The sequence below is a fragment of the Mesorhizobium subarcticum genome, assembly GCF_055456085.1.
Map to the genome: position 1 here is coordinate 5,154,452 of NZ_CM144237.1, position 23,708 is coordinate 5,178,159.

Annotated in this window: 24 protein-coding genes; 10 read left to right on the forward strand and 14 right to left on the reverse strand. The window is 61.1% G+C overall.

Features of this window, described 5'->3' with window-relative positions:
* The first annotated feature begins 214 nt into the window (after positions 1-214).
* The 4 genes from ACZYHG_RS25200 (at position 215) to ACZYHG_RS25215 (ending at position 4,400) form a co-directional block, all read left to right on the forward strand.
* Positions 215-1,879 carry a type 2 periplasmic-binding domain-containing protein gene (locus ACZYHG_RS25200; protein WP_464610842.1) on the forward strand — a complete coding sequence of 555 codons (1,665 nt, stop codon included), beginning with the start codon at positions 215-217 and terminating at the stop codon, positions 1,877-1,879.
* 89 nt (positions 1,880-1,968) lie between these two features.
* Entirely contained in the window at positions 1,969-3,090 is a 1,122-nt protein-coding gene (locus tag ACZYHG_RS25205) for a carbohydrate ABC transporter permease (RefSeq protein WP_464610843.1), read from the forward strand.
* Positions 3,091-3,165: 75 nt separating this feature from the next.
* Positions 3,166-4,083, forward strand: a complete 918-nt coding sequence (locus ACZYHG_RS25210) for a carbohydrate ABC transporter permease (RefSeq protein WP_464610844.1) — start codon at positions 3,166-3,168, stop codon at positions 4,081-4,083.
* Between the two features lie 2 nt (positions 4,084-4,085).
* On the forward strand, positions 4,086-4,400 hold the full coding sequence (locus ACZYHG_RS25215; protein WP_464610845.1) for a hypothetical protein: 315 nt from the start codon (positions 4,086-4,088) through the stop codon (positions 4,398-4,400).
* Here the strand turns inward: ACZYHG_RS25215 and ACZYHG_RS25220 are convergent.
* Both ACZYHG_RS25220 and ACZYHG_RS25225 read right to left on the reverse strand, forming a co-directional pair.
* Complete coding sequence (locus tag ACZYHG_RS25220; RefSeq protein WP_464610846.1) at positions 4,397-5,140, reverse strand: creatininase family protein; 744 nt, start codon at positions 5,138-5,140, stop codon at positions 4,397-4,399. The genes ACZYHG_RS25215 and ACZYHG_RS25220 overlap by 4 nt on opposite strands.
* 3 nt (positions 5,141-5,143) lie before the next feature.
* Complete coding sequence (locus ACZYHG_RS25225) at positions 5,144-5,770, reverse strand: SIS domain-containing protein (protein WP_464610847.1); 627 nt, start codon at positions 5,768-5,770, stop codon at positions 5,144-5,146.
* Positions 5,771-5,890: 120 nt separating this feature from the next.
* On the opposite strand from ACZYHG_RS25225, the gene ACZYHG_RS25230 reads away from it, so the two are divergent.
* Positions 5,891-6,913, forward strand: coding sequence for an aldo/keto reductase (locus ACZYHG_RS25230; protein WP_464610848.1), 1,023 nt, complete (start codon positions 5,891-5,893; stop codon positions 6,911-6,913).
* An 86-nt stretch (positions 6,914-6,999) separates the two neighbouring features.
* Here the strand turns inward: ACZYHG_RS25230 and ACZYHG_RS25235 are convergent, their stop codons facing one another.
* The 4 genes from ACZYHG_RS25235 to ACZYHG_RS25250 all read right to left on the reverse strand — a co-directional run bounded on the left by ACZYHG_RS25235 (position 7,000) and on the right by ACZYHG_RS25250 (position 12,387).
* Positions 7,000-7,272, reverse strand: a complete 273-nt coding sequence (locus ACZYHG_RS25235; protein WP_006201846.1) for an HU family DNA-binding protein — start codon at positions 7,270-7,272, stop codon at positions 7,000-7,002.
* A gap of 196 nt (positions 7,273-7,468) precedes the next feature.
* Complete coding sequence (gene lon / locus ACZYHG_RS25240) at positions 7,469-9,880, reverse strand: endopeptidase La (protein WP_027028593.1); 2,412 nt, start codon at positions 9,878-9,880, stop codon at positions 7,469-7,471.
* A 307-nt stretch (positions 9,881-10,187) separates the two neighbouring features.
* Positions 10,188-11,462, reverse strand: a complete 1,275-nt coding sequence (gene clpX, locus ACZYHG_RS25245) for an ATP-dependent Clp protease ATP-binding subunit ClpX (protein ID WP_023759839.1) — start codon at positions 11,460-11,462, stop codon at positions 10,188-10,190.
* 295 nt (positions 11,463-11,757) lie between these two features.
* Positions 11,758-12,387, reverse strand: a complete 630-nt coding sequence (locus ACZYHG_RS25250) for an ATP-dependent Clp protease proteolytic subunit (RefSeq protein ID WP_135900786.1) — start codon at positions 12,385-12,387, stop codon at positions 11,758-11,760.
* A gap of 339 nt (positions 12,388-12,726) precedes the next feature.
* Here ACZYHG_RS25250 and ACZYHG_RS25255 point away from each other — a divergent pair, with 339 nt between their 5' ends.
* Positions 12,727-13,317 carry a hypothetical protein gene (locus ACZYHG_RS25255; RefSeq protein ID WP_464610849.1) on the forward strand — a complete coding sequence of 197 codons (591 nt, stop codon included), beginning with the start codon at positions 12,727-12,729 and terminating at the stop codon, positions 13,315-13,317.
* Positions 13,318-13,331: 14 nt separating this feature from the next.
* Here ACZYHG_RS25255 and ACZYHG_RS25260 read toward each other — a convergent pair whose 3' ends face one another.
* Positions 13,332-14,435: an NAD(P)/FAD-dependent oxidoreductase gene (locus ACZYHG_RS25260; protein ID WP_464610850.1), complete on the reverse strand. Its 1,104-nt coding sequence runs from the start codon at positions 14,433-14,435 to the stop codon at positions 13,332-13,334.
* A 104-nt stretch (positions 14,436-14,539) separates the two neighbouring features.
* Here ACZYHG_RS25260 and ACZYHG_RS25265 point away from each other — a divergent pair, with 104 nt between their 5' ends.
* Together ACZYHG_RS25265 and ACZYHG_RS25270 are read left to right on the forward strand one after the other, a co-directional pair.
* Positions 14,540-15,790: a cytochrome P450 gene (locus ACZYHG_RS25265; protein ID WP_464610851.1), complete on the forward strand. Its 1,251-nt coding sequence runs from the start codon at positions 14,540-14,542 to the stop codon at positions 15,788-15,790.
* Positions 15,791-15,851: 61 nt separating this feature from the next.
* The gene (locus ACZYHG_RS25270) at positions 15,852-16,886 is read left to right on the forward strand and encodes a hypothetical protein (RefSeq protein WP_464610852.1); all 1,035 of its coding nucleotides are present in this window, start codon (positions 15,852-15,854) and stop codon (positions 16,884-16,886) included.
* 26 nt (positions 16,887-16,912) lie between these two features.
* On the opposite strand, the gene ACZYHG_RS25275 is transcribed toward ACZYHG_RS25270, so the two are convergent.
* The 7 genes from ACZYHG_RS25275 to ACZYHG_RS25305 all read right to left on the reverse strand — a co-directional run bounded on the left by ACZYHG_RS25275 (position 16,913) and on the right by ACZYHG_RS25305 (position 22,395).
* Positions 16,913-17,698 (reverse strand): glycosyltransferase family 25 protein, encoded by a 786-nt coding sequence (locus ACZYHG_RS25275; protein WP_464610853.1) that lies wholly within the window; start codon positions 17,696-17,698, stop codon positions 16,913-16,915.
* Positions 17,699-17,969: 271 nt separating this feature from the next.
* Positions 17,970-18,317, reverse strand: coding sequence for a cupin domain-containing protein (locus ACZYHG_RS25280; protein ID WP_464610854.1), 348 nt, complete (start codon positions 18,315-18,317; stop codon positions 17,970-17,972).
* Positions 18,318-18,410: 93 nt separating this feature from the next.
* Entirely contained in the window at positions 18,411-19,691 is a 1,281-nt protein-coding gene (locus ACZYHG_RS25285; protein WP_464610855.1) for an O-acetylhomoserine aminocarboxypropyltransferase, read from the reverse strand.
* A 157-nt stretch (positions 19,692-19,848) separates the two neighbouring features.
* The gene (locus ACZYHG_RS25290; RefSeq protein ID WP_027057249.1) at positions 19,849-20,370 is read right to left on the reverse strand and encodes a CoA-binding protein; all 522 of its coding nucleotides are present in this window, start codon (positions 20,368-20,370) and stop codon (positions 19,849-19,851) included.
* Positions 20,367-21,149: an AAA family ATPase gene (locus tag ACZYHG_RS25295; protein ID WP_464610856.1), complete on the reverse strand. Its 783-nt coding sequence runs from the start codon at positions 21,147-21,149 to the stop codon at positions 20,367-20,369. Before ACZYHG_RS25295 ends, ACZYHG_RS25290 begins: the two co-directional genes overlap by 4 nt.
* On the reverse strand, positions 21,149-21,571 hold the full coding sequence (locus tag ACZYHG_RS25300) for a VOC family protein (protein WP_464614783.1): 423 nt from the start codon (positions 21,569-21,571) through the stop codon (positions 21,149-21,151). The genes ACZYHG_RS25295 and ACZYHG_RS25300 overlap by 1 nt, the downstream gene beginning before the upstream one ends.
* Before the next feature lie 2 nt (positions 21,572-21,573).
* The gene (locus tag ACZYHG_RS25305) at positions 21,574-22,395 is read right to left on the reverse strand and encodes an enoyl-CoA hydratase (RefSeq protein ID WP_464610857.1); all 822 of its coding nucleotides are present in this window, start codon (positions 22,393-22,395) and stop codon (positions 21,574-21,576) included.
* 153 nt (positions 22,396-22,548) lie between these two features.
* Between ACZYHG_RS25305 and ACZYHG_RS25310 the strand changes: the two genes are divergently transcribed.
* Complete coding sequence (locus tag ACZYHG_RS25310) at positions 22,549-23,013, forward strand: PaaI family thioesterase (protein ID WP_464610858.1); 465 nt, start codon at positions 22,549-22,551, stop codon at positions 23,011-23,013.
* Positions 23,014-23,242: 229 nt separating this feature from the next.
* Positions 23,243-23,707, forward strand: a complete 465-nt coding sequence (gene rplM, locus ACZYHG_RS25315; RefSeq protein ID WP_010915638.1) for a 50S ribosomal protein L13 — start codon at positions 23,243-23,245, stop codon at positions 23,705-23,707.
* Position 23,708 lies beyond the last annotated feature (1 nt).

Below are 23,708 nucleotides of genomic sequence, written 5' to 3' on the forward strand. Positions count from 1 at the left end.
TATAGATAAAAACCCGTTCTCGTTGACACGGCATCCGGTTGTGAGAATAGTGACAGCGCTGGTCCAAATGTCGGAGCCAATCCGCAATCGGAACTTAAATCGAGCAGGTGGGGTCCTGCATAATTTCGTCTACGAGCCGGGAGAACCGCTGGCGCTCCAGCGTCCGGCAGGTTGGTCACATCCATTCACACTGATGTTCTGGGAGGAATAGTCGATGAGAGCAGATATTTACGAGAAACTGGTTCGTCTCGGTGCTACGAGGCGCGACGTCCTGAAAGGCGCGGCCAGCATGGCCGCCGTCGCGGCGGCATCCGGCGCGGGCCTGGGCGCCTTCACGCGTCCTGCCTCCGCGGCAAGTGAACTTCGTGCGAAAATCCTGCAGATACCCGGCGTTGGCAAGGGCCAGCCGACCGATGCCGATTTCCAGAAGGTCGGCGAGCTCTGCCTCGATGCGACCAAGGCAAATGTCAAGGAAGGCGAGTTTGCCGGCGTCGAGCTCAAGTTCATGGGCCTCAACAACCAGAACCTGCACAACGTGCTGTTCCGCGGCTTCCTGAAGCCGTGGGAAGCCTATACCGGCGCCAAGATCAGCTGGATCGACCTCGCCCAGGCCGACTATAACGCCCGCCTGCAGCAATCGATCGCCACCGGAACCGTGGACTTCGACATTGCCGAAATGGGCGCGCCTTTCGAAGGCGATGTCTGCGGCAAGGGGCTCACTTCGGAAATGCCGGACTGGGTCAAGAAACAGATCGATATCGACGACCTCGTCAACTATCTGAAGCCTCCAGTCGGCACCTGGGATGGCAAGCAATATCGCGTGACGATTGACGGCGACACGCACAATTTCAACTACCGCACCGACGTGTTCGCCGACGCGGATCTCGCCAAGCAGTGGAAAGACAGCGGCGGTGCCGGCGAATGGGGTGTGCCGAAGACCTGGCAGCAGGTTCAGGCCGTGACAAAATTCCTCAAGGGCAAGAAATTCAAGGGCCAGGATGTCTACGGCTATCTCGACGCACCCAAGCCCTGGGGCGGTTTCGGATTCTACTTCCTTGGCAGCCGCGCCACAGCCTACGCCAAGCATCCTGACGACAAGGCATGGCTGTTCGACGCCGACACGATGAAGCCGCGCGTCAACAACCCGGCTTGGGTGCGCGCCATCCAGGACGTGATCGACGCCTTGCCGTCCGAACCCGCCGACCAGATCAATGCCGATCCGAACACCACCGGTTTCCAGCAGTTCCTGGCCGGAACCGGTTCAATGATCCCCTGGTGGGGCGACATCGGCTCCAACGTCAAAACCAACGACTCTTCTGTCATTGGTGACCTTTGCGGCTTCGACATCCTGCCGGGCTCGGATGACGTCTACAATTCCAAGACCGGCAAATGGGACAAGCTGCCGAGCGGACCGAACTACGCGCCGAACCTCGCCTATCTCGGTTGGGGCGTCTATGTCATGGCCCGCGTCGACAGCGATCCGAAGAAGCAAAAGGCTGCCTGGAGCGCCGCGGCGCATCTCGGCGGCAAGGATCTTGCGATCTGGACGGCGATGTATCCGTCCGGCTTCCAGTGCTACCGCAACAGCCAGCATGACATCGACGAATGGGTGGCCGCCGGTTACGATAAGGCGTTCATCACGAATTACCTCGATTCCCAGTTCAACTCCTACAACCATCCGAACGGCGCGATCGAGCCGCGCATCCCCGGCATCTTCCAGTATTACAGTGCTGCCGAGGACATCCTGGCCAACACCTTCGCCGGCAAGATGAAGGCGCAGGAAGGCGCTGACGCCATTGCCGCGGCCTGGGAAAAGCTGACCGACCAGATCGGTCGCGAAAAGCAAGTCAAGCTCTACAAGGCCTCGCTCGGCGTGTAGGCTGCGCTATGAACCGTGGTCCGGCGGCAACGCCGGACCACAGCCTTCGGCTCCGGCTCCAAGAGGGGCCTTCCAAACGGGCGAGATTTGTGGCTGACCAGACTTCGACCGCAAACCAGTGGCCGGCAGATGCCGTCCCCTACGATCTGATCTCTCCAGCCCGCAAGCGGCTCGGCTGGGCGCTGATGGCCGTCGCAACGCTCGGCCTGCTGGCGACGATCGTGCTCGAGATCCTGTACAAGACCGATACCGACACGATCGGCTTCGAGACCTGGCGTCCGGTCGTTTATGCCTATGTACTGTGGGGCGTGGCGCTCGGCATTGGCCAGGTGCTGACGCGCGGCGAGGACGGCCAGCGTGCGCTGTTCCTGCTGCCGGCGCTGCTGTTCACCATCGCCATGGTGATCTTCCCGACGCTATTCGGCTTCTATATCGCGCTCACCGACTGGAACCTGAGTTCGTTCTCGGGCCGCAAATTCAACGGGCTCGACAATTTCTGGCAGATGCTGGGCGATCCCTACTACCGCAATGCGCTGTTCAACATGGTGCTCTATGTGCTGGCGGTGCTGGTCGAATATGTCATCGCCTTCGGCCTGGCGCTGTTGCTCAACGCGCAGATCCGGGCGCGAAAGTTCTTCCGCGTCGTGTTCCTGATGCCGCTGATGCTGTCGCCGGTCGCGGTGTCGTGGATGATCGGCAAATCGCTGATGGAGTACCGGTTCGGGCCGGCGGCAACGCTGGCGCGCCATCTCGGCTGGGAAAATCCGGCGTTCTTCTCGGATCCGATCACCGCGCGCATCTCGGTCATGATACTGGATGCCTGGACCTTCATCCCGTTCATGATGATCATGCTGCTGGCAGGGCTGCAGGCGATGTCGCGCGAGGTGCTGGAGGCGGCGCGGGTCGACGGCGCCAATGCCTGGCAGACCTTCTGGCAGGTCACCTTTCCGCTGATGCTGCCGGTTTCGGTGACGGCGGTGATCCTGCGCATCATCTTCAAGCTGAAGCTCGCCGACATCATCATCACGGTGACCTCGGGCGGCCCCGGCGGCGCCACTGATTCCGTGTCGAGCTTCATCTACCGCGAATACCGCGACCGTTCGAATGTCGGCTACGGCACCATGCTGGCGATGGCCTATCTCGTCATCATCGTCGTGTTCGTGACATGGCTCTTGAAATTCGCCAACCGCTTCGTGCGCAACGTCAACTGAGCAATTCCAGGAAAAGTGTGAAACGGTTTTCCGTCCGGAATTGCGTTAAAGTAAAGAGTTAGAGCGGCCTGGATCATGAGCGTTCAAACCACCGAATACACCGTTTCCGAAATCCGCTCTCCGGCGAGCTTCATCACCAGCCGTATCTTCATCTACGGCGCGCTTGTCTTCTGGGCCTTCATCTGCCTGTTCCCGATCTACTGGACGATAACGACCTCGTTCAAGTCGGCGGTCGACGTCACGCAGGGCCATCTCATCCCCTTCATCGACTTCCAGCCGGATTGGAAGGGCTGGCGATCGCTCGGCCTCTCGCCGGACTCGATCTTCCAGACCTCCACGGTGCGTGACGAGTTCTTCAAGCGCTTCATGAATTCGGTCATCACCTCGGTTGGGGCGTCGAGCCTCGCCATCATCATCGGCAGCCTCGCCGCCTACGGCCTCACACGCTATCGCTATCACTTCGCCTGGTTCAAGAATGAGGACATCTCGTTCTTCTTCCTGTCGCAGCTGATCCTGCCGCCCGTGGTGCTGGCCTTGCCCTTCCTGGTGCTTTACCGGGAGGTTGGCCTGCTCGACACGCGCATCGGGCTGATCCTGCTCTACACGTTGATGGTGCTGCCGATCGTCATCTGGATCATGCGCGACCAGTTCAACTCGATCCCCGTAGAGCTTGAGGAAGCAGCCCTCGTCGATGGGCTGTCGATCTGGGGCGCGTTTTTCCGCATCGTCATGCCGATCGCGCTGCCGGGCATGGTCGCGGCCTTCATCCTGGCCATGGTGCTGTGCTGGAACGAGTATTTCTTCGCCGCGCTTTTGACCTCGACCGATGCCAAGACCATCCCCGTCATGGTGGCGAGCCAGACCGGCTCGCAAGGCATCAACTGGTGGTCGATGGCAGCGCTTGCCACGGCCGCGATCGCGCCGCTGGCGGTCATCGGCATCGCGCTGGAACGCTATCTCATCATGGGCATGACCGCGGGAGCCGTGAAGTAGTCATGGCCGGCCCATATTGGTTCGCACGCAATATCCGGGTCGGTTATGTCGGCCGCGACCGCTACGGCAAGGGCGTCATGCCAATCGCCTGGCAGGGCCGCGCCGTCACTGCGGGCTTTGTGCTGGCGATGCTGTGTGGTGGCCTGATCATGCTTTTGACCGGTCTCTACACCAGGTTCTTTGCCGTCGGCATCGCTCTTTTCGTCATCCTGGCAATAGCCGGCGCCGGCACCTTCATCTGGGCGGTGGCAACCAAGAGCGATCCGGACAAATCGATCGCCGACTACCGGGCGGAGCGGCTGAAAAACCGGGCTTAGGCTTTCAGGGTCGCCCGCAGGTGATCCATGATCATGGCGACGCCCTGTTGCCCCAGTTCTGCTGATGCGTCTTTCGCGCTGGCCGTATACCAGCCGGTATTGTCGGCGAAGCGAACGGCATCGACTGCTTCCGGGCATAGCGCCAGCATCAGCGATGTCTCGCCAACACCGGCATGGTCGAACGGGTACTTACCGTTCATCGTCGCCGGCATCAGCGGATGCACCTGCACCCAGTTGAAGAAATTCTCCCCCTCTGCGTGTCCGGCATAGTAGTCGGCCATGTCCTTCGAGCCCCACCAGCCCTCGCCGCGCTGCTTCTCGAGGAAGCGGAAGATCGCCTGGCGGCCCGCCGTCTTGAAGGCTAGATCGGTCGGCATACCGGCGGCAAAGTTCTCGGTCTGGTGGTGGATGATGGCGTGGATGTTGCGAAAGCCGATGCGCAGCAAGCTGTAGAACAGCTCCTCGCCGAACGGCGCCAGTTGATTGCCGCCGACCTGCACCGAACCCGTGCCTTCCGGCGCAGCCACCGCGTAGCTCGCCGCGCCATAGTAGAAGGGCGGCAGGATCACGACGTCCCTCTCCTTCTCCAACAGCTCCAGCGTCTTGATGACCGCCAGCGTGTCCATACCGACGGCCATGTGCTCGCCATGGTATTCAAGCACGCCGAGCGGCAGGGCGACCGGCCAGTTTTCGGTGATCGCCTTGCGGATCTGATGCGGCAGCATCAATTCATAGCGCATGATCTATTCCATGTTGGTGTGGCGGGCGCGCATGGCTTCAGGCGACGCGCCGGTCAGGGATTTGAGCTTCAGCACCATCACCTCGAACAGCAGGAACAGCGCCCCTTCGAACACCGAGCCCATTGGCAGCACCGACGTTTTCTGCGCTCCTTGGTCATTGGCCATGGTCTGCGCCGGGATGAGCAGCGTCAAATCCGCGCGCTTTGAAGCGCTGCTTTCGGGCTGAGCGGTCAGCAGCAGATTGGTGGCGCCGGCATCGTGCGCGACCTGCATCAGGGTGAGCACGGTCGAGGTTTCTCCCGGCCCGGAGCTGGCCAGGAAAACATCGTGCGGTCCCAGAGGTGGCGTGTTCATGTCGCCGACCACGGAGACCGGCAGACCCAGATGATAGAGCCGCATGGCAAAGCCCTTGACCTGCAGGGCTTCACGGCCGCAGCCGTAGACAACAATCCGCCCGGCATCGGCCAGCATCTTGCAGGCAGCGTCGATGCGCCCTTCATCCACGCGCCCCAGCACGCCGCCGAGCTCGTCGAGCGCGATCTTGAACAGGTTCTCGTTCTTCTCGCTCACGGCAACCAGCCCTCGAAATTCGTCCTGGGATTTTTCCACGAACAGCTTGATTTCGTTCATGCTAGCAACCGCGAAAATGCGTGTCCAACGCTGCGCGGCGCTTTTGCCTGATTACAGGCATGATAGTGTCATGTCAGACAAATCAGCCCACACACATCAACCCTTGGAAAATTGCAGGACATGAAGACACGGCATTTCGACCGCATCGGCAATGGCGGCATCACATTCACGGAACTTGGCTTCGGCACAGCGCCGCTCGGCAATCTCTACCGTGCCGTGTCGGGCGAGGATGCCAATGCCGCGCTGGAGGCCGCCTGGGCGACCGGCTGCCGCTACTACGACACCGCGCCGCTCTATGGCCTCGGCCTGTCGGAAACACGGCTCAACCCGTTCCTGCGCGCCAAGAAGCGCGACGACTATGTGCTGTCGAGCAAGGTCGGCCGTCTCATGCGTGCCTGCCCGCCGGAGGAGCGCACGGGCATCGGCAAGTTCTTCGACACGCCGTCGCGGCGCGAGGTGTACGACTACAGCTACGATGGCGTCATGCGCTCCTTCGAAGCCTCGCTGGAGCGCCTTGGCGTCGACCGGATCGACATCCTGTTCGTGCACGATGTCGACATCTTCACCCATGGCAGCAAGGAGGCGTCCGACCGGCGCATCGAGGAATTCATGCGCTCGGGCTATTACGGGCTGCTGTCGCTACGCGACCAGGGCGTCATCAAGGCATTCGGCGGCGGCATCAACGAATGGCAAGTTGCCCAGACGCTTGCCGAGCGTGGCGATTTCGACCTGTTCCTGCTTGCCGGGCGCTATACGCTGCTGGAACAGGAGGCGCTGACGTCCTTCCTGCCGCTCTGCCAGAAACGCGGCATCGGCATTGTGCTGGGCGGCCCCTACAATTCCGGCATCCTGGCAACGGGACCGAAGCCCGGCGCCTATTACAATTACTCCGAAGCACCGCAGGACGTGCTCGACCGCGTGGCGCGCATCGAGGCGGTCTGCAAGCGCCACAGCGTGCGCCTGATCGAGGCGGCGCTACAATTTCCGCTGCTGCATCCGTCGGTCGTGTCGGTGATCCCTGGCGGCCAACGGCCCGCGGAAGTCGAGAGCAACCGCGCGCTGCTCGATGCGAAACTGCCCGTGGCGCTTTGGGCCGACCTCAAGAAGGAAGGCCTGATGCGTCACGACGCGCCAACAGGTTAAGCCGGCAACCGCTCACGTCCACGCATGGCATAAAAATGAAAAGCCGGGCAAGCCCGGCTTTTCTGTCTCTGAAAATAAAAAGGCGCTTAGTTGACCGCGTCCTTGAGGCCCTTGCCGGCCGAGAACTTCGGCACGGTGCGTGCCGGGATCTTCACTTCGGCGCCGGTCTGGGGGTTGCGGCCGGTCGAGGCCGCACGCTTTGACACGGTGAAATTGCCAAAGCCGACAAGCCGGACATCGCCGCCCTTCTTCAGTTCGCCGGTGATCACGGAAAATACCGCATCGACCGCCGACTGCGCGTCACCCTTCGAAATGCTCGCGGCGTCGGCGACAGCGGACACCAGTTCGTTCTTGTTCATAAAAATTCCCTTCCATGAGAACACCGGAACTAACGACTCATCCGGCAGGAAACGGACTTTAGAAAGAAGCGTTCCCGCAACCAAGTCGAAAAGGCAGGAAAAAAGCGGAAAAAGCCCGGAATTCCGGGGTTTTTCACATGAAAAAGCCGGGCGCGAGGCCCGGCTTTCCGTTTGTGCAGTGCAACTTTAGTAAAAGCTAATGCGCAAGCGACTTTCCAGCGTCGTCGGCACTGTCGGTCGAGGCCGGCGGATTGACCGGCTCGACCCATTCGATTGGCTCCGGCATACGCACCAGTGCATGGCGCAACACCTCACCGACGCGTGAGACCGGAATGATCTCCATGCCGTTCTTCACGTTGTCCGGAATCTCCGCCAGATCCTTGGCGTTGTCTTCCGGGATCAGCACCTTCTTGATGCCGCCGCGCAGTGCGGCAAGCAACTTTTCCTTGAGGCCACCGATCGGCAAGATGCGGCCGCGAAGCGTTATCTCGCCAGTCATCGCCACATCGGCCCGGACCGGAATACCGGTCATTACCGACACAATGGCGGTCGCCATGGCAGCACCCGCGGACGGGCCGTCCTTTGGCGTTGCGCCTTCCGGCAAGTGGACGTGAATGTCGCGCTTGTCGAACAGCGGCGGCTCGATGCCGAAATCGATGGCTCTGCTGCGGACATAGGAGGCCGCCGCCGAAATCGATTCCTTCATCACGTCGCGCAGATTGCCGGTCACTGTCATGCGGCCCTTGCCGGGCATCATGACGCCTTCGACCGTCAGCAGCTCGCCGCCGACTTCCGTCCAGGCAAGACCGGTAACGACACCGACCTGATCGTCAGCCTCGACCTGGCCGAAGCGGAAGCGCTGGACACCGAGGTAGTCGGCAAGGTTTGCCGCCGTAATGCTCACCGTCTTCTTCTTCGTCTTCAGGATCTCGGTCACCGCCTTGCGCCCGAGCTTCATCAGCTCGCGCTCCAGGCTCCTGACGCCCGCTTCACGGGTGTAGGTCTGGATGATAGCGCGGATCGCATCCTCGCCGACGGAGAATTCCTTCGGCTGCAGCGCGTGATCACGGATCACCTTCGGCATCAGGTGCCGCTTGGCGATCTCGATCTTCTCGTCCTCGGTGTAACCGGCGATACGGATGATCTCCATGCGGTCCATCAAGGGCGCAGGGATGTTCAGCGTATTCGCCGTCGTCACGAACATCACGCTCGACAGGTCGTATTCGACCTCGAGGTAATGGTCCATGAACGTCGAGTTCTGCTCGGGATCGAGCACCTCGAGCAGCGCCGACGACGGATCGCCACGGAAGTCCTGCCCCATCTTGTCGATCTCATCGAGCAGGAAGAGCGGGTTGGACTTCTTCGCCTTCTTCATCGACTGGATGACCTTGCCGGGCATCGAGCCGATATAGGTGCGCCGATGACCACGGATCTCGGCCTCGTCACGCACGCCGCCCAGCGCCATGCGGATGAATTCGCGACCGGTCGCCTTGGCGATCGACTTGCCGAGCGAGGTCTTGCCGACGCCGGGAGGGCCGACGAGGCACAGGATCGGCCCCTTCAGCTTCTTCTGACGGCTCTGCACGGCCAGGTATTCGACGATACGGTCCTTGACCTTGTCGAGGCCGAAATGGTCGGTGTCGAGCACGTTCTGCGCGTAAGCCAGGTCCTGCTTGACCTTGGAGTTCTTGCCCCACGGGATCGACAGCAGCCAATCGAGATAGTTGCGCACGACGGTGGATTCAGCCGACATCGGCGACATCGTCCGCAGCTTCTTCAGTTCGGCGTCCGCCTTTTCGCGGGCCTCCTTGGAGAGCTTGGTCTTCTTGATGCGCGCCTCGATCTCGGCGGCCTCGTCGCGGCCGTCCTCGCCTTCGCCGAGCTCCTTCTGGATCGCCTTCATCTGCTCGTTGAGGTAGTATTCGCGCTGCGTCTTCTCCATCTGGCGCTTGACGCGCGAGCGGATACGCTTCTCCACCTGCAGGACCGAGATTTCGGCTTCCATGAAGCCCATCGCCTTTTCCAGCCGCTCCTTGACCGAGAGCGTGGCCAACATTTCCTGCTTTTCAGGAATCTTGATGGCGAGGTGCGAGGCAACCGTGTCGGCGAGCTTGGAATAGTCGTCGATCTGGCTGGCAGCGCCCACCACTTCAGGCGAGATCTTCTTGTTCAGCTTGACGTAGTTCTCGAAGTCGGTGACGACCGAGCGGGCCAGCGCCTCAACCTCGACCTCTTCCTCTTCCGGCTCGACCAGCGCCGTGGCGCGGGCTTCGTGGAAATCGGGACGATCGGTGAAGGAAACGATCTTCGCACGCGAGGCGCCCTCGACCAGAACCTTGACGGTGCCGTCGGGCAGCTTCAGCAATTGCAGCACATTGGCGAGCGTGCCGATGTCGAAGATCGCATCGGGCTCGGGATCGTCATCGGCGGCATTCATCTGGGTGGCGAGCAGGATCTGCTTTTCCTGACCCATCACCTCTTCCAGCGCCTTGATCGACTTTTCGCGCCCGACAAAGAGCGGAACGATCATGTGTGGGAACACCACGATGTCACGCAGCGGGAGGACTGCGAAGACGCCGTCGCTGGGAGCCTTGGATATTTTGGCCATTGTCCAACCTTTCATGTCGCGGCCGCCATTCAGCCAACCGCGAATCCTATATTAACGACCGGGGATCGTTCCGCCTACCACCGTTTGTGACGGGAGTTTTACAGCACAGAAATCGGGCACCTCGGCCTTCTCCAATTAGTTGGATGCACGATCCCCAAAGATCAAGAGGCGAGCACAAATCCGCCCCTCCAAGTTGCCCGCGCGTGACAGATTTGCGACGACAAGCCCGAGCCTGGCCGCAAAAACCCCGCGTGACAGCAAAACGGCGCCTTGCGGCGCCGTTTCAGAATTTCGCTGCGGGCTCATGTCAGGCGCTGACATTGCCCTTCTTTTCCTTCTGTTCGGAGTAGATGTAGAGCGGCCGGGCGCTGCCTGTCACCACTTCCTCCGAAATCACCACTTCGCGCACGCCTTCGAGCGCGGGCAGTTCGAACATGGTGTCGAGCAGGATCGCTTCCATGATCGAGCGCAGGCCACGGGCGCCGGTCTTGCGCTCGATGGCGCGCTTAGCGATCGCCGAGAGCGCATTCTCGTGGAAGGTCAGGTCGACATTTTCCATCTCGAACAGCCGCTGATACTGCTTGACCAGCGCGTTCTTCGGCTCGGTCAGGATCTGGATCAGCGCCGGCTCGTCGAGATCCTCCAGCGTCGCCAGAACCGGCAGACGGCCGACAAACTCCGGAATGAGGCCGAATTTCAGCAGATCCTCGGGCTCGACCAGGCGGAAGACATCGCCAGTGCGGCGATCTTCCGGCGAAGCGACGATGGCACCGAAGCCGATCGAGGTTTTCCTGCCGCGATCCGAGATGATCTTGTCCAGGCCCGCAAAAGCGCCGCCGCAGATGAACAGGATGTTGGCGGTATCGACCTGAAGGAATTCCTGCTGCGGATGCTTCCGGCCGCCCTGCGGCGGCACGGAGGCGACCGTGCCTTCCATGATCTTCAACAGCGCCTGCTGCACGCCCTCGCCCGACACGTCACGGGTGATCGAGGGATTGTCGGACTTGCGCGAAATCTTGTCGATTTCGTCGATGTAGACGATGCCGCGCTGGGCACGCTCCACATTGTAGTCGGCCGACTGCAACAGCTTGAGGATGATGTTTTCGACGTCCTCGCCGACGTAACCGGCTTCGGTCAGCGTCGTGGCATCAGCCATGGTGAAGGGCACGTCGATGATGCGGGCCAGCGTCTGCGCGAGCAGCGTCTTGCCGCAACCGGTCGGGCCGATCAGCAGGATATTGGACTTGGCCAGCTCGACATCGTTGTTCTTGCCGGCATGCGCGAGCCGCTTGTAATGGTTGTGAACCGCCACCGACAGCACGCGCTTGGCGTAGGGCTGGCCGATGACATAGTCGTCGAGAACCTTGAGGATCTCCTGCGGTGTCGGCACGCCTTCGCGCGACTTCACCATCGAGGTCTTGTTCTCCTCGCGGATGATGTCCATGCACAGCTCGACGCATTCATCGCAGATGAAGACCGTCGGGCCAGCAATCAGCTTGCGCACCTCGTGCTGGCTCTTGCCGCAAAACGAGCAATAAAGCGTGTTCTTGGAATCACCGCTGTTGTTGCCGACCTTGCTCATTTTCATGTCCTTTCATGGCCGCCCGCCGATGGTCTGGCTGAAAGGGCGCATATTCTATCTATCGCGGGAATCCGCCGCCGCCAGTGTCCCGGCTCCCGCAACGTATTCCGTACGAAACACAAATCAGAAAACGTGGCAATGATTCGCAGCTACCCTACACAAAGCTAAGCCGTCGAAAATCAACATAGCCTTAACGTAGGCAATCCTGACCGTCGAGGGAACAGCCAATTGTGGCCGAAATGCCGCAAGACGCGCCAAAAGCGCGTGATGCGGCGATCCAACTGCCAGGAAGCCTTTATGCCACCGCCCCTTCGGCCGGCTCGCGCGACGAAATGACCTTGTCGATGAGGCCGAAATCCTTGGCTTCGTCGGCGGTCATGAAATGGTCGCGGTCGAGCGTGCGCTCAATCTCCTCATAGGTCTTGCCCGTGTGCTTGACATAGACCTCGTTGAGGCGGCGCTTCAGCTTGACGATATCCATGGCGTGGCGCTCGATATCGGAGGCCTGGCCCTGGAAGCCGCCGGACGGCTGGTGAACCATGATGCGGGCGTTCGGGGTGGCGAAGCGCATGTCCTTGTGGCCGGCGGTCAAAAGCAGCGATCCCATCGAGGCGGCCTGGCCGATGCAGAGCGTCGACACCGCCGGCTTGATGAACTGCATGGTGTCGTAGATCGCCATGCCGGAGGTGACGACGCCACCCGGTGAGTTGATGTAGAGGTTGATTTCCTTCTTCGGGTTCTCGGCTTCGAGGAACAGCAGCTGCGCGCAGACCAGCGTCGCCATGCCGTCCTCGACCGGACCAGTGATGAAAATGATGCGCTCCTTGAGGAGGCGGGAGAAGATGTCGTAGGCCCGCTCGCCGCGATTGGTCTGTTCGACCACCATCGGAACGAGGTTCATGTAGGTTTCGACGGGGTTCTTCATCAGTTATCTCTTATCTCGCGGTGGGATTCCGGCGCCGGGAATGCCGGCAAATCGGTCAGAATCGGTTCTGGATCGTTATTCCGTAGATAGGATGCCGGCTCATCCTTGTGCAAGGCCGACCCGTCCTAGCCATCTGGGTAAGTCGAATCAAGGTTTCCGGGCAAGGATTCGCATCGCCTGACGCCCGCGCCGGCCTGGAGCGGCCGGTATCGATACGCAGAGTAGCAGTTTCTTAACCGCGTCACTTAACGAAATGCGCCGAAATAGCTTTTCTCCGCGGCAGCTTACCCTACAATTCAACGTTGAACTCGTGCCTACAGTTCAAACAGGGGGAGTGTCATGTCTGGGAGAAGCGCATCCTTCGCCATTGCCGGGCTCACCATGCTCGGCACGATTTCGCAAACGGCAGCCGGCGGCCGTGCCGTCGAATGCTATGAGCCGCTGCGAACACCTGATGTCTACGACACGGTCTATGAAGACGTGATGGTCAGCCCTCCCGGCCAGCAGGTCGACTACACCCCGCCTATCTACGGCACGCGCGAACGCGTGGTGATGACCGTTCCGGCGCAGGTGACCTACGAGGTCGTGCCCGCTGTCACCCGCACCGTCTATCATACGGTCCAGGTCGACGATGGCGGCTATTCCTGGGAATGGCGCGTCATCCATGGCCGCAGGGTGCTGTGCAAGACCTGGCACAAGGCGCGCTATGAACGCGTCGCAGAAACGGTGGTGATCCAGCCGGAACGGACGCGGCGCGTCGTCACTCCGGCGCAATATGACAGGATCGCCGAAGAGGTGCTGATACAGCCGGAGCAAAGGCGCATCATCGACGTGCCGGCTTCCTATCAGACCGTCGCACGGCGCGTGGTGGTCCGCGAGGGCTCATCCGGATGGCGGCGTGTGCATATTCCAAGGCATTGCCAGGATTAGTTTCAGGCAGGCGTTCACGCCACTTCAGCCCGCAACCATGTCTTGAGGCCGGCGATATCGCCGTCGCCTACTGCCGCCGCAACACGCCTGCCAACAGCCGCGCCGAACTTGTAGCCATGGCCGGAGCAGGCCGAGACAACGAGGCATTTTCCGCGCTCATAGGCGAAAAATTTCTCGTCGTCCGTGAAGGTGTAAGCGCAGGTGACCACTTCGGTCACCTCATACTCCTCGATGCGGGCGATCGGCGGCGAAAACAGGTTGCGGATCGCCTCGCCCTCGCCCGCCACCGGGTCGCGGTTCCAGTCGGCGTCGCTGGTCGGTACCCTGTGCAGACCTGACCCGAATTTCATGCCGGCGCCGCCGGAGGGCGGGATCACGTAGCCATCGACAGCACCGCCGACATCGAGGACGACCGGCGCAGCTTCCCAGGCCGCCTTGAGGTCTGCAGGCGGTTCGACATAAGCCAGCGCGGTTCGATACGTCTTCAGTTCGCCGCCCAGTTCCGGAAACAGCTTTAGCACCCAGGCTCCGGCGGCGACGACAATGCGGTCAGCCTGCATCGTCTCGCCACTTTCCAGCACGATATGGCCTGCCTCGGCATCGATCTCCGTCACCTTGCTGTGTTCATAGACATTGGCACCGTTGGCGCGCAGCCATTTTGCCAATCCCGCCGCGATCTTGCGGCAATGCAGGGCGCCGCCTTCGGGCGAAAAATAAGCGTAGCGAAACGAGCCCGGTTCGAGGAAAGGCCAACGCTTGACCGCGGCATCCGGCTCAAGCAATTCGAAGGGAAAATTCCCTTCCTCCAGGCCCTCGCGGTATTCCTCGGCCTCGTCGCCCGGCTCGCGCGAAATGCAGACAAAGCCGCGCGCATCGAGATGGCTTTCGCCGAGATCGGCCCACATCTCATCCCAGGCCTGATAGGCCTCGGTTATCAGCCGACCGTAGCCGGTTCCCGCGCGGTAGGCGCGGCGGATGATGCGGTGATGGTCGCCCGACGCAGCCAGCGGATTGGGGATCGGCCCTTGCTCGACGATCGAGACGCTGTGGCCCGCCTTGACCAGCGACCACGCCGTGGAGAGACCGGCAATCCCCGCGCCGACGACAATCACATTCATCCGTTCAGACCTTCCGCAGCCGCACCGGCTGGCTCAACTCATGGGTTATCGCGCGCCAACATACGGTCTGGAATGAGGCTGGCAAGCCGCGCTATGGGTCTGGCATGACCAAATTGACGCTGCCTTACCTCGCCCTTGATCCAGTCACCCGGCAGTTGCGGCTCGATCCGCACGAGCCTGCCTTTTTCCTGAACCCGTACGAGGCCTATGCCTTCTTGCACGACGTCTCGAATGCCTTCTTCTGGGAGGAATTCGGCTTCTGGTGCTTTGGCGGCTTCGACGATGTCAACCGGCTGCTGCGCGACCGCCGCTTCGGCCGCCAGAACCCGGCCGGCATTCCCGACAGCCGCGGCATCGACAGCGATCGCAGCCATCTCAAGGCATTCGACGGCATCGAAGCCAATTCGATGCTCGAGCTGGAACCGCCGGTGCACACGCGGCTGAGAACGCTGGTCAACCGGGCCTTCGTCTCACGCCAGGTCGAACGGCTGCGGCCGCGTGTCGAGGCCCTCGCCAATGAGCTGATCGACCGTTTTGATCCAACCGGGCCCGTCGACCTTTTGCCCGCCTTCGCGGCACCGTTGCCGATCACCATCATCGCCGAAATGCTTGGCGTGCCGGTCGAGATGGGTCCGCAACTGCTCGACTGGTCACATCAAATGGTCGCCATGTACATCCATGGCCGCACGCGCGAGACCGAGGAGACAGCCAATCGCGCGGCACACGAATTTGCCGGTTTCCTGCGCGGTTACGTCACAAAGCGGCGCAAGAATCCCGGTGACGACCTGCTGTCGCTGCTGATCTCGGCGCAGGAGGACGGCCAAAAGCTGTCGGAGGACGAAATGGTGTCTTCCGCCATCCTGCTGCTCAACGCCGGCCATGAGGCGACCGTGCACCAGACCGGCAATGCGGTGCGCTCGATCCTGGCGCAAGGCGGTGACCCCGGCCGCTTCTTCACATCTGCGGAAGCAACCACTGCAACCGTCGAGGAATGCCTGCGCTTCGACGCACCGCTGCATATGTTCACGCGCTATGCCTATCAGGAGATCGAGATCGCTCCAGGCATCGTCGTGCAGCCGGGCCAGACGATCGGGCTGCTGCTCGGCATGGCCAATCATGATCCGCGTGCCTTTGCCGAACCGCAGGCCTTCCGGCCGGAGCGTATCGACCAGAAGAAGGTGTCTTTCGGTGCCGGCATCCATTTCTGCATCGGTGCGCCGCTTGCCCGGCTCGAACTGCAGGTGTCGCTGAAGACTTTGTTCGAACGGCACCCGCAACTGCACCTTGCCGAAAGCCCACGCTTCCGCGACACTTACCACTTCCATGGGCTGGAAACGCTCGCTGTCGGCTTTTGAACGATCGCGGGCCTGGGGCTGCGCGATGAGATCGTTTTGGAGACCGGCGACGGCGTTCGCATTGGCGCTGCTATGCGTCTGGCAGGGCGTGGCACACGCTCAGCAACAGCAGCCGGAAAACATACCGCAGGAAAACAGCGATTCCATCGCCAGGGCCATGGCTGGCGGCCTGCTCGAACGCCAGACGGGCGCGGCTGTGCCTGCGGACAAGTTCTGGGCCTATGAAGTCGACTTCAACCTAGACGGCTTGTCCGAAATCTATGCCTATGTCGCGGATCCCGCCTGCGACGGCGTGAAATGCGGGCTTTTCCTGTTCGTGCTGGAGGGCGACGGCTACCGTGAGGTTCTCGGCGACGTCCCGGGCGCCAGGCTGGCGGCTCCAGACAAGGTCAGCCTCGGTACTTTCAAGCGTAACGGCTTTTTCGATCTGCAACTCGACCAGAGGGTGATTGGCTGGACGGGAGATCGCTATGCGGACGCCTCAACCTTCCCAGCCACTTTGCTTGACGGAACTGCCTTCATGGCGGCCTGCAAAAAGAGCAAATCAAGCGAACAGCCCGAAGAAGGCGAGGCCGAGAAGATTGCCGAAGCGTGCCAATGCCAGATCAACCGATTTCAGGCGATCGGCTTCTCACAGGCCGAACTTGACCAGTATTCTGCCTCCCTGGGCGAGAATTTCGAATATCCCAGCGGCGGCAAGGACAAGGCCTGGCAAGTCGTCGCCACGAGCGGGAGCGACGTCGCAACCGGTTGCGATGTCGCAAGTGGTAAAAGCCAATGGCCCTCGGCCTCTCTCAGTCATGGCGACCAGCCGCAGCAGAAACTCAATTTCGACGGCTTCCTCGGAGCTTGCACGACGCAGGATTTCATCCTGACCAACCACAAGACCGGGTCGCCCGATCGGGCTCTGGCACTTTGCGGCTGTCTTGCCCGCGAAATCCCGACCTATGGCGTCAGCCAGGAAGGGCTCGATCTCCTGGCGCAATATTATCGCGACGAGCTTTCAGACGCAGATCTCGAAGCCCAGGACGCCGATTTGTTGACGTCGCACGACAAGGCGTCAGAGGCCTGCCTCAGCCAGTTTCCGGCGAAGTAGATCGCCGTAAAACCTCCGAGAGGCAGCTATGCCAATGCCGGGATCGGGCTGGGATCTGTGTTGGCGTGTATCGCCAGCGGAAAACGCAGCGGCACGGCGTCGACCTTCTCAGTCCCGAAAAAGCTTCTGTTATGAAGATGCGCGAAGGCGCGCGTTGCCTCTGCCTGGATCCTGTCGATGATGCGCTTGTTTCTGGGCGGCGGCGGAGCGAACTGGATCAAGGTCGAAGGGCCGCCGTTGTCCGCAACGAACTGGGCCTGGGCGCAGAGCGCCGGCATCAACTGGTAGGTCGTGTTGCGCGCTGTCGTCATCTCGGTTGGGCTGAAGAGCACGAAATCGACCGTTGCCTTGATGCGCCTGGTGCCCTTGAGCAGCTTTTGTGCGGCCTTCTTCGAAAGGATATAGCCGCACGCGCCCATGTGCTGTCCCAACAAGAGTGTTGCGGAGTATCCATTTTTGACGGGAACGTGCCGGCCGCCAACCCTCACCGGGACAAAGAATGTCTCGAGCTTGACCACGTCCGCGTCTCGCGGAATCCAGCTGTCATCGGCCAGCATGGGTCCGGCGTCGTGGCTGAAAACAACATCATCCTCGAATACGGCGCCATACCGGTCGGGGCCATCTGCGATGATTTGCCAGCACAGACGGTGGCTGAGAAAGCAGCAGACTTCTGCCTCGGAGAACGGGGGAGCGATGACAGGAGCCCCGGTGACCGCATCTATCCCCGCAACACGTTCGAAAGGAACGCCAATGCGGGAGAATTCTGCCGTGACGTCAGCGAGCCGATCGACCGATCGGTCAAGATTGATCACCAAACACTTCACTGTCGTCCCCGAGGCATGAAAGCTCTTCGCGATCTCTACTTCGTGTCTCCGCTTTGGGCAGGAAGTTTCACCGGTAGTCATTGTCGCTTGTCGAGGTGCTATACTGGCCTGCCAAACGGCAGTCAACTTTTGGGGAGCGACGCACGATTGTGACCATCGAAGCAGGTCCGCATAGACCATCATAAAAGGGAAAAACTGTGACCCATAGTTCCGCGGACGCACGAATTGATTGATAGCGCCGCTGACCGGAACTGGATGCCTACAGCTTGATCACATACTCCTTGCGAGTCGTTTCAAGCACTTCCCAGCTGCCCTTGAAGCCCGGCCTCAGCACGAAACTGTCACCGGACCTGACGGTGCGGGCTTGCCCACCGTCCTCCGCGATCACCGAAACACCGGACAGGATGTGGCAGAACTCCCATTCGTCATAGACGATGCGCCACTTGCCGGGGGTCGACTCCCAGATGCCGGCATAGAGGCCGCCGTCCCGTTCCTCGACGTTCCAGGTACGGAATTTCGGATCGCCCGAGATCAGGCGATCCGGCGCCGGCGCGCCAGCTTCAGATTCGACGCTGTCCGTGGATATTGTCAGGTAATACGCGGACAAGACTTGCCTCCATGAAAAGAGCCGGCCTCCTGCCGGCTCACCCCCACCCCGGCGCTGCGCGCCGACCCTCCCCACAAGGGGGAGAGTAAAGGATCAGACCTTGGCGAGTGCCTGTTCGAGGTCAGCGACGATGTCGTTGACATCCTCGATACCGATGGACAGCCGTACCGTGTCCGGTCCTGCACCAGCCTTGACCTTCTGCTCGTCGGACAGCTGGCGATGCGTGGTCGAGGCCGGGTGAATGACCAGCGACTTGGTATCACCGACATTGGCCAGGTGCGAGAACAGCTCCAGCGCCTCGACGAACTTGACGCCGGCGTCGTAGCCGCCCTTGAGAGCGAAGGTGAACACCGCGCCTGCACCTAGCGGCGAGTACTTCTTTTGCAATGCGTTGTTCTTGTCGCTGGGCAGTCCGGGGTAGTTCACCGAGGCGACCTTGGGATGGTTGGACAGCCAGGCGGCAACTGTCACGGCGTTGTCGCAGTGGCGCTGCATGCGCAGCGGCAAGGTTTCGAGACCGGTCAGGATGAGGAAGGCGTTGAACGGCGAGATCGCCGGGCCGAGATCGCGCAGGCCGAGCACGCGCGCGGCGATTGCGAAAGCGAAATTGCCGAAGGTTTCGTGAAGCACCAAGCCGCCATATTCGGGGCGCGGTTCCGACAGCATCGGGTATTTGCCCGACTTCGACCAGTCGAAGGTGCCGCCGTCGACAAGGACTCCGCCGATTGAATTGCCGTGGCCGCCGATGAACTTGGTCAGCGAGTGGACAACGATGTCGGCGCCATGCTCGATCGGCCGGATCAGGTAGGGCGAGGCCAGCGTGTTGTCGACGATCAGCGGCAGGCCGTGTTTGCGGGCGATGTCGCCGATCTTCTCGATGTCAACGAAGGTGCCGCCCGGATTGGCAAGGCTCTCGATGAAGATTGCCTTGGTCCTGTCGTCGATCTGGCTCTCGAAGGTCGAGATATCGTTGGTGTCGGCCCAGCGCACCTCCCAGCCATAATTCTTGAAGGCGTGGCCGAACTGATTGATCGAACCGCCATAGAGCTTGTTGGCGGCGACGAAATTGTCGCCGGGCTGCATCAGATTGTGGAACACGATCACTTGTGCCGCGTGACCGGACGCGACCGCAAGAGCAGCCGTGCCGCCTTCGAGGGCCGCGACGCGCTCTTCGAGCACCGCCTGGGTGGGGTTCATGATACGGGTGTAGATGTTGCCGAACGCCTTCAGCCCGAACAACGAGGCGGCGTGATCGGCATCGTCAAAGACGAAGGAGGTCGTCTGATAGATCGGCGTGGCGCGCGCGCCGGTGGCCGGGTCGGGCTTGGCGCCGGCATGGACGGCGAGCGTGTTGAAACCGGGCGAACGGGTCACTGAAACCTCCCTTTGAACCTTCTCGAATTGGCCGGGCATTCTTGGCGAAGGCCGCGCATGAATGCAAAGAAGAAAATACCTTTCGGCGCCAATCCTTCGCTCTCACCGCAGGATAATGCGGCATTTAGCAGAATAATTTTGCGCCTTCGCGTCTCGGCTATTTCTGCCGCACGCCAAAACTCTGAAAACCCTGGCGCATCAGCGGCTTCTTTGACGACAGGACGCCGGAATTGACACCGGTCCAGCCGATCTCGCCGGACAGTTTGCCATATTCGATCTTTGGGCAGCGGTTCATCACCACCTTGATGCCGGCTGCCTCGGCACGCGTGGCCGCCTCGTCATGGCGCACGCCAAGCTGCATCCAGATGACTTTCGGCAAGGGATCGAGCCGCAACACCTCGTCGACAATGCCGGGCACTGCCGTCGCGGCGCGAAAGATGTCCACCATATCGATTGGCCCGGGAACATCGGCGAGGCTGGCATAGGTCATCTGGCCGAGGATTTCCTTGCCGGCTTGGCCAGGATTGATCGGAACCACGGAAAAGCCCTTGGCCAAAAGATATTTCAATACGAAATAGCTTGGCCTGACGTCATTGGCGGACGCACCGACCATGGCGATGGTCTTCACCGAATTGAGGATGCCGCCGATGTAGGTGTTGTCGTAACTATCGTGGTTCATGCCTCGTCCTCATACAACGCCTCGGCGAGAAAACCATCCGGGTCATTGCTGAAATCGCGCAACATCCGGAAGTGGTCGGTATCACGAAAGTCCGCGGGCTCGAGCCCGAACCGGCTGATCCGGAACAGCCGCGCGCCGGGACAAGCCATCAACAGCGGCGAGTGCGTCGCCATGATCACTTGCGCAGTGCCCGACTGGTCCATGCGCCGCAGCATCTTCAGCAGTTCGATCTGGCGCGACGGCGACAGCGCGCTCTCGGGCTCGTCGAGGATGTAGATGCCTTGCCGGCGGCAGCGTTCCTCGAAAAAACGAATAAAACCCTCGCCATGCGACCAGGACAGGAAGTCCGGTGGCGGTGGCTTGAAAGGATCCTCCAGCGCTACCTGGTCGAGGTAGCGGGCGACGGAATAGAAAGATTCGGCACGAAAGAACCAGCCGGCGGTGACTTTCGGCAGCCAGTGGCCCCGAAACGCGTTCGCCAGTGCGGCGCCGCTCTTGTCGATGGCGATGGAATGGTCGACCGGGCGATAGCCCTTGCCACCGCCGGCCTCGTCATAACCGGCCAGTGCGCCGATCGCCTCGAGAAGCGTGGACTTGCCGGTGCCGTTCTCACCGACAATGATGGTGATGGGCGTGGTGAATTCGAGTTCGAATTCGTGACCGCGAAACAGCGGCAGGTTCCAGGGGTATTTTCCCCAGTCGGCCACGCGCTCGGGATCGAGCAGGATGCGCTTGAGATAAGGTGCCTTGAGCCGCGTCAGCTGCTTGCGGTAGGCCATCACGCAGGCAGTGAAATCGTGCCGTCTTCCGCGATTGGAAAGGCCGGATTGTGCGCCACTTCCCAGACATGGCCGTCGGCATCGGCGAAGTAGCCGTACCAGCCGCCCCAGAAGGCGCGGCCGGCCGGCTTGACGATGCGGCCGCCGGCCTTCTCTGCCTGAGCCAGGACCTCGTCGACTTCGGCGTCGGAGCGGGTGTTGTAGGCGAGATAGACGGCTGAAGGCGCCTTGGCGAAGGCGAACCCCGCATCCTCCTCGGCGCTGGCGCGCGGAAACAGGCCGAGAATGGCGCCGCCCATCTGGAAGAAGGCGACACCGTCGGTGATCCCGGCGTGACGGGTCAGGCCCATCGCTTCGTAGAAGCGCACCGCACGGTCGAGATCGTCCGTGGCGATGGTGATGATGGAGACGCGGGGTTCCACGATTACTCGTCTGTCCATTCTGGCTTGCGCTTGCCTATGAAGGCGCCGATGCCTTCCTCCGCGTCGCGCGCCAGCATGTTCTCGACCATGACGCGGCCGGTATAGGCATAGGCGTCCGCCAGCCCCATTTCAGCCTGGGCGTAAAAAGCTTCCTTGCCGGTCTTGACCACCAAAGATGATTTGGAAGCAATGGTTTGCGCGTATTTGGTGACGATCTGATTCAGGTATTCGCGCGGTACGACGCGGTTGACCAGGCCGAAGTCCTTGGCGGTCGCGGCGTCGATGGTCTCGCCGGTCAAAAGCATCTCCATCGCCTGCTTGCGCGAAACATTGCGCGACAGCGCCACCATCGGCGTCGAGCAGAACAGGCCAATGTTGACGCCGGGCGTGCAGAAGGTTGCCTCATGCGAGGCGATCGCGAGGTCGCAGCTGGCGACCAGTTGCAGGCCGGCGGCGGTCGCCAGGCCGTCGACTTCGGCGATGACAGGCAAGGGATGGCGCACGATCGCCTGCATCAGCGCAGCACAGGCCGCAAACGTCTCTTCGAAGAAGGCCTTGCCGCGATCAGCATCGGCCCGGCGTGCCGTCATTTCCTTCAAATCATGGCCGGCGCAGAACACTTTTCCAGCGGCCGACAGCACGATGACCCGAACAGCCTTATCAGCCTTGGCGCGCTCGAGTTCCGCCGTCAGCGCCGCCATTACCCCAAGCGACAGGGCGTTGGCGGGGGGATTGGCGAGCGTCAGGCGCAGCACGCCCCTGTCCAGTCGTACGACAACGGGACCTTCAACAGCAGCAGGCTTGATGGCAAGGATTTCGGCCATGGCTAAGGTCTCCACGATTCCGGTCGGCTGGCAGAGTATCTAATATCGGATCGTGTTTCATCCAACACCCATCGCTTGCGCCAGGAGAGTGAAGGTGTTGCCAGAAACGCCCGGCTGCGCTCATACAGGCTTACCGCAGAACAAGAGACCGACATGCCCGCCCAGACCAACCTCAAGCCGGTGCTGACCGCAGCGCAAATCAATCAACTGATGGAAACTGTCTTTCCGCAGCTCAACGAGAAAACAACCGCCTATGAGGCGATCGACGTCTTTCCCGGCGGCTGCACCGTGCGACTTAATGCCAGCGAGCGGCATCTGCGCCCCGGCGGGACGGTCTCCGGCCCTGCCCTGTTCACGCTGGCCGACATCGGCGGCTATGTCTGCGTGCTCAGCCATGCCGGGCCGGACGCGCTTTCGGTGACCGTCAACCTCGATATCAATTTCGTCCGCAAGGCCGAGGCCGGGCCGATCGATGGCCACTGCCGCATCCTGAAGCTCGGAAAGAGCCTGATGGTCTTCGACATCGACATCGTCGCCGGCCCGGACGGGCACACGATCGCGCACGCCACGGGGACTTATTCGATCCCGCCGAAGCGCAGCGACAATGTGGTAAAATAATACCTTTTAACTAACCCATTGTTTCTACTATTTTTTACGTACTACAAGACTTTTCCATCGCCTTGACGCGGTCCCGGCCCTCGCCTATAAGCCCTCACGAAGCAGCGGCCCGCAAAGGCCGCCGTTTTGTTATTGGCGACGGGCAAGCGTCTATCGCCAATCCAAGCAACAAGAAACGCCTTCCTTATCGTTTGTGGATTGGGGAAGGTCCAAACCGAGAGCAGAAAACATGACAACCTTTTCGCAGAAGCCTGCGGATGTGGTGAAGAAGTGGATCCTGATCGACGCCGAAGGTCTCGTCGTTGGTCGTCTGGCCACTGTCATCGCCAATCATCTTCGCGGCAAGCACAAGCCGACCTTCACCCCGCATGTCGACGACGGCGACAATGTCATTGTCATCAATGCCGACAAGGTGGTGTTCACCGGCAAGAAGTTCACCGACAAGGTCTATTACTGGCACACCGGTCACCCCGGCGGCATCAAGGAGCGCACCGCGCGCCAGCTGCTCGAGGGCCGTTTCCCCGAGCGTGTCGTCGAGAAGGCCGTTGAGCGCATGGTCCCGCGTGGTCCGCTCGGCCGTCGCCAGATGAAGAACCTGCGCGTCTATGCAGGTGCCGAGCATCCGCATGTCGCCCAGCAGCCAGAAGTCCTCGACGTGGCCAAGCTGAATTCCAAGAACAAGAAGGTCGCATAAG

Excerpts from the sequence above, each read along its gene's own strand:
- ACZYHG_RS25215 (WP_464610845.1), top strand. The coding sequence starts at position 4,086 with ATGGCCGGCCCATATTGGTTCGCACGCAATATCCGGGTCGGTTATGTC.
- ACZYHG_RS25255 (WP_464610849.1), top strand. The coding sequence starts at position 12,727 with ATGTCTGGGAGAAGCGCATCCTTCGCCATTGCCGGGCTCACCATGCTC.
- ACZYHG_RS25260 (WP_464610850.1), bottom strand. The coding sequence starts at position 14,435 with ATGAATGTGATTGTCGTCGGCGCGGGGATTGCCGGTCTCTCCACGGCG.
- clpX (WP_023759839.1), bottom strand. The coding sequence starts at position 11,462 with ATGAGCAAGGTCGGCAACAACAGCGGTGATTCCAAGAACACGCTTTAT.
- ACZYHG_RS25310 (WP_464610858.1), top strand. The coding sequence starts at position 22,549 with ATGCCCGCCCAGACCAACCTCAAGCCGGTGCTGACCGCAGCGCAAATC.
- ACZYHG_RS25305 (WP_464610857.1), bottom strand. The coding sequence starts at position 22,395 with ATGGCCGAAATCCTTGCCATCAAGCCTGCTGCTGTTGAAGGTCCCGTT.
- ACZYHG_RS25225 (WP_464610847.1), bottom strand. The coding sequence starts at position 5,770 with ATGAACGAAATCAAGCTGTTCGTGGAAAAATCCCAGGACGAATTTCGA.
- lon (WP_027028593.1), bottom strand. The coding sequence starts at position 9,880 with ATGGCCAAAATATCCAAGGCTCCCAGCGACGGCGTCTTCGCAGTCCTC.
- ACZYHG_RS25220 (WP_464610846.1), bottom strand. The coding sequence starts at position 5,140 with ATGCGCTATGAATTGATGCTGCCGCATCAGATCCGCAAGGCGATCACC.
- ACZYHG_RS25210 (WP_464610844.1), top strand. The coding sequence starts at position 3,166 with ATGAGCGTTCAAACCACCGAATACACCGTTTCCGAAATCCGCTCTCCG.
- ACZYHG_RS25290 (WP_027057249.1), bottom strand. The coding sequence starts at position 20,370 with ATGAACCACGATAGTTACGACAACACCTACATCGGCGGCATCCTCAAT.
- ACZYHG_RS25295 (WP_464610856.1), bottom strand. The coding sequence starts at position 21,149 with ATGGCCTACCGCAAGCAGCTGACGCGGCTCAAGGCACCTTATCTCAAG.
- ACZYHG_RS25265 (WP_464610851.1), top strand. The coding sequence starts at position 14,540 with ATGACCAAATTGACGCTGCCTTACCTCGCCCTTGATCCAGTCACCCGG.
- ACZYHG_RS25250 (WP_135900786.1), bottom strand. The coding sequence starts at position 12,387 with ATGAAGAACCCCGTCGAAACCTACATGAACCTCGTTCCGATGGTGGTC.
- ACZYHG_RS25230 (WP_464610848.1), top strand. The coding sequence starts at position 5,891 with ATGAAGACACGGCATTTCGACCGCATCGGCAATGGCGGCATCACATTC.
- ACZYHG_RS25235 (WP_006201846.1), bottom strand. The coding sequence starts at position 7,272 with ATGAACAAGAACGAACTGGTGTCCGCTGTCGCCGACGCCGCGAGCATT.
- ACZYHG_RS25200 (WP_464610842.1), top strand. The coding sequence starts at position 215 with ATGAGAGCAGATATTTACGAGAAACTGGTTCGTCTCGGTGCTACGAGG.
- rplM (WP_010915638.1), top strand. The coding sequence starts at position 23,243 with ATGACAACCTTTTCGCAGAAGCCTGCGGATGTGGTGAAGAAGTGGATC.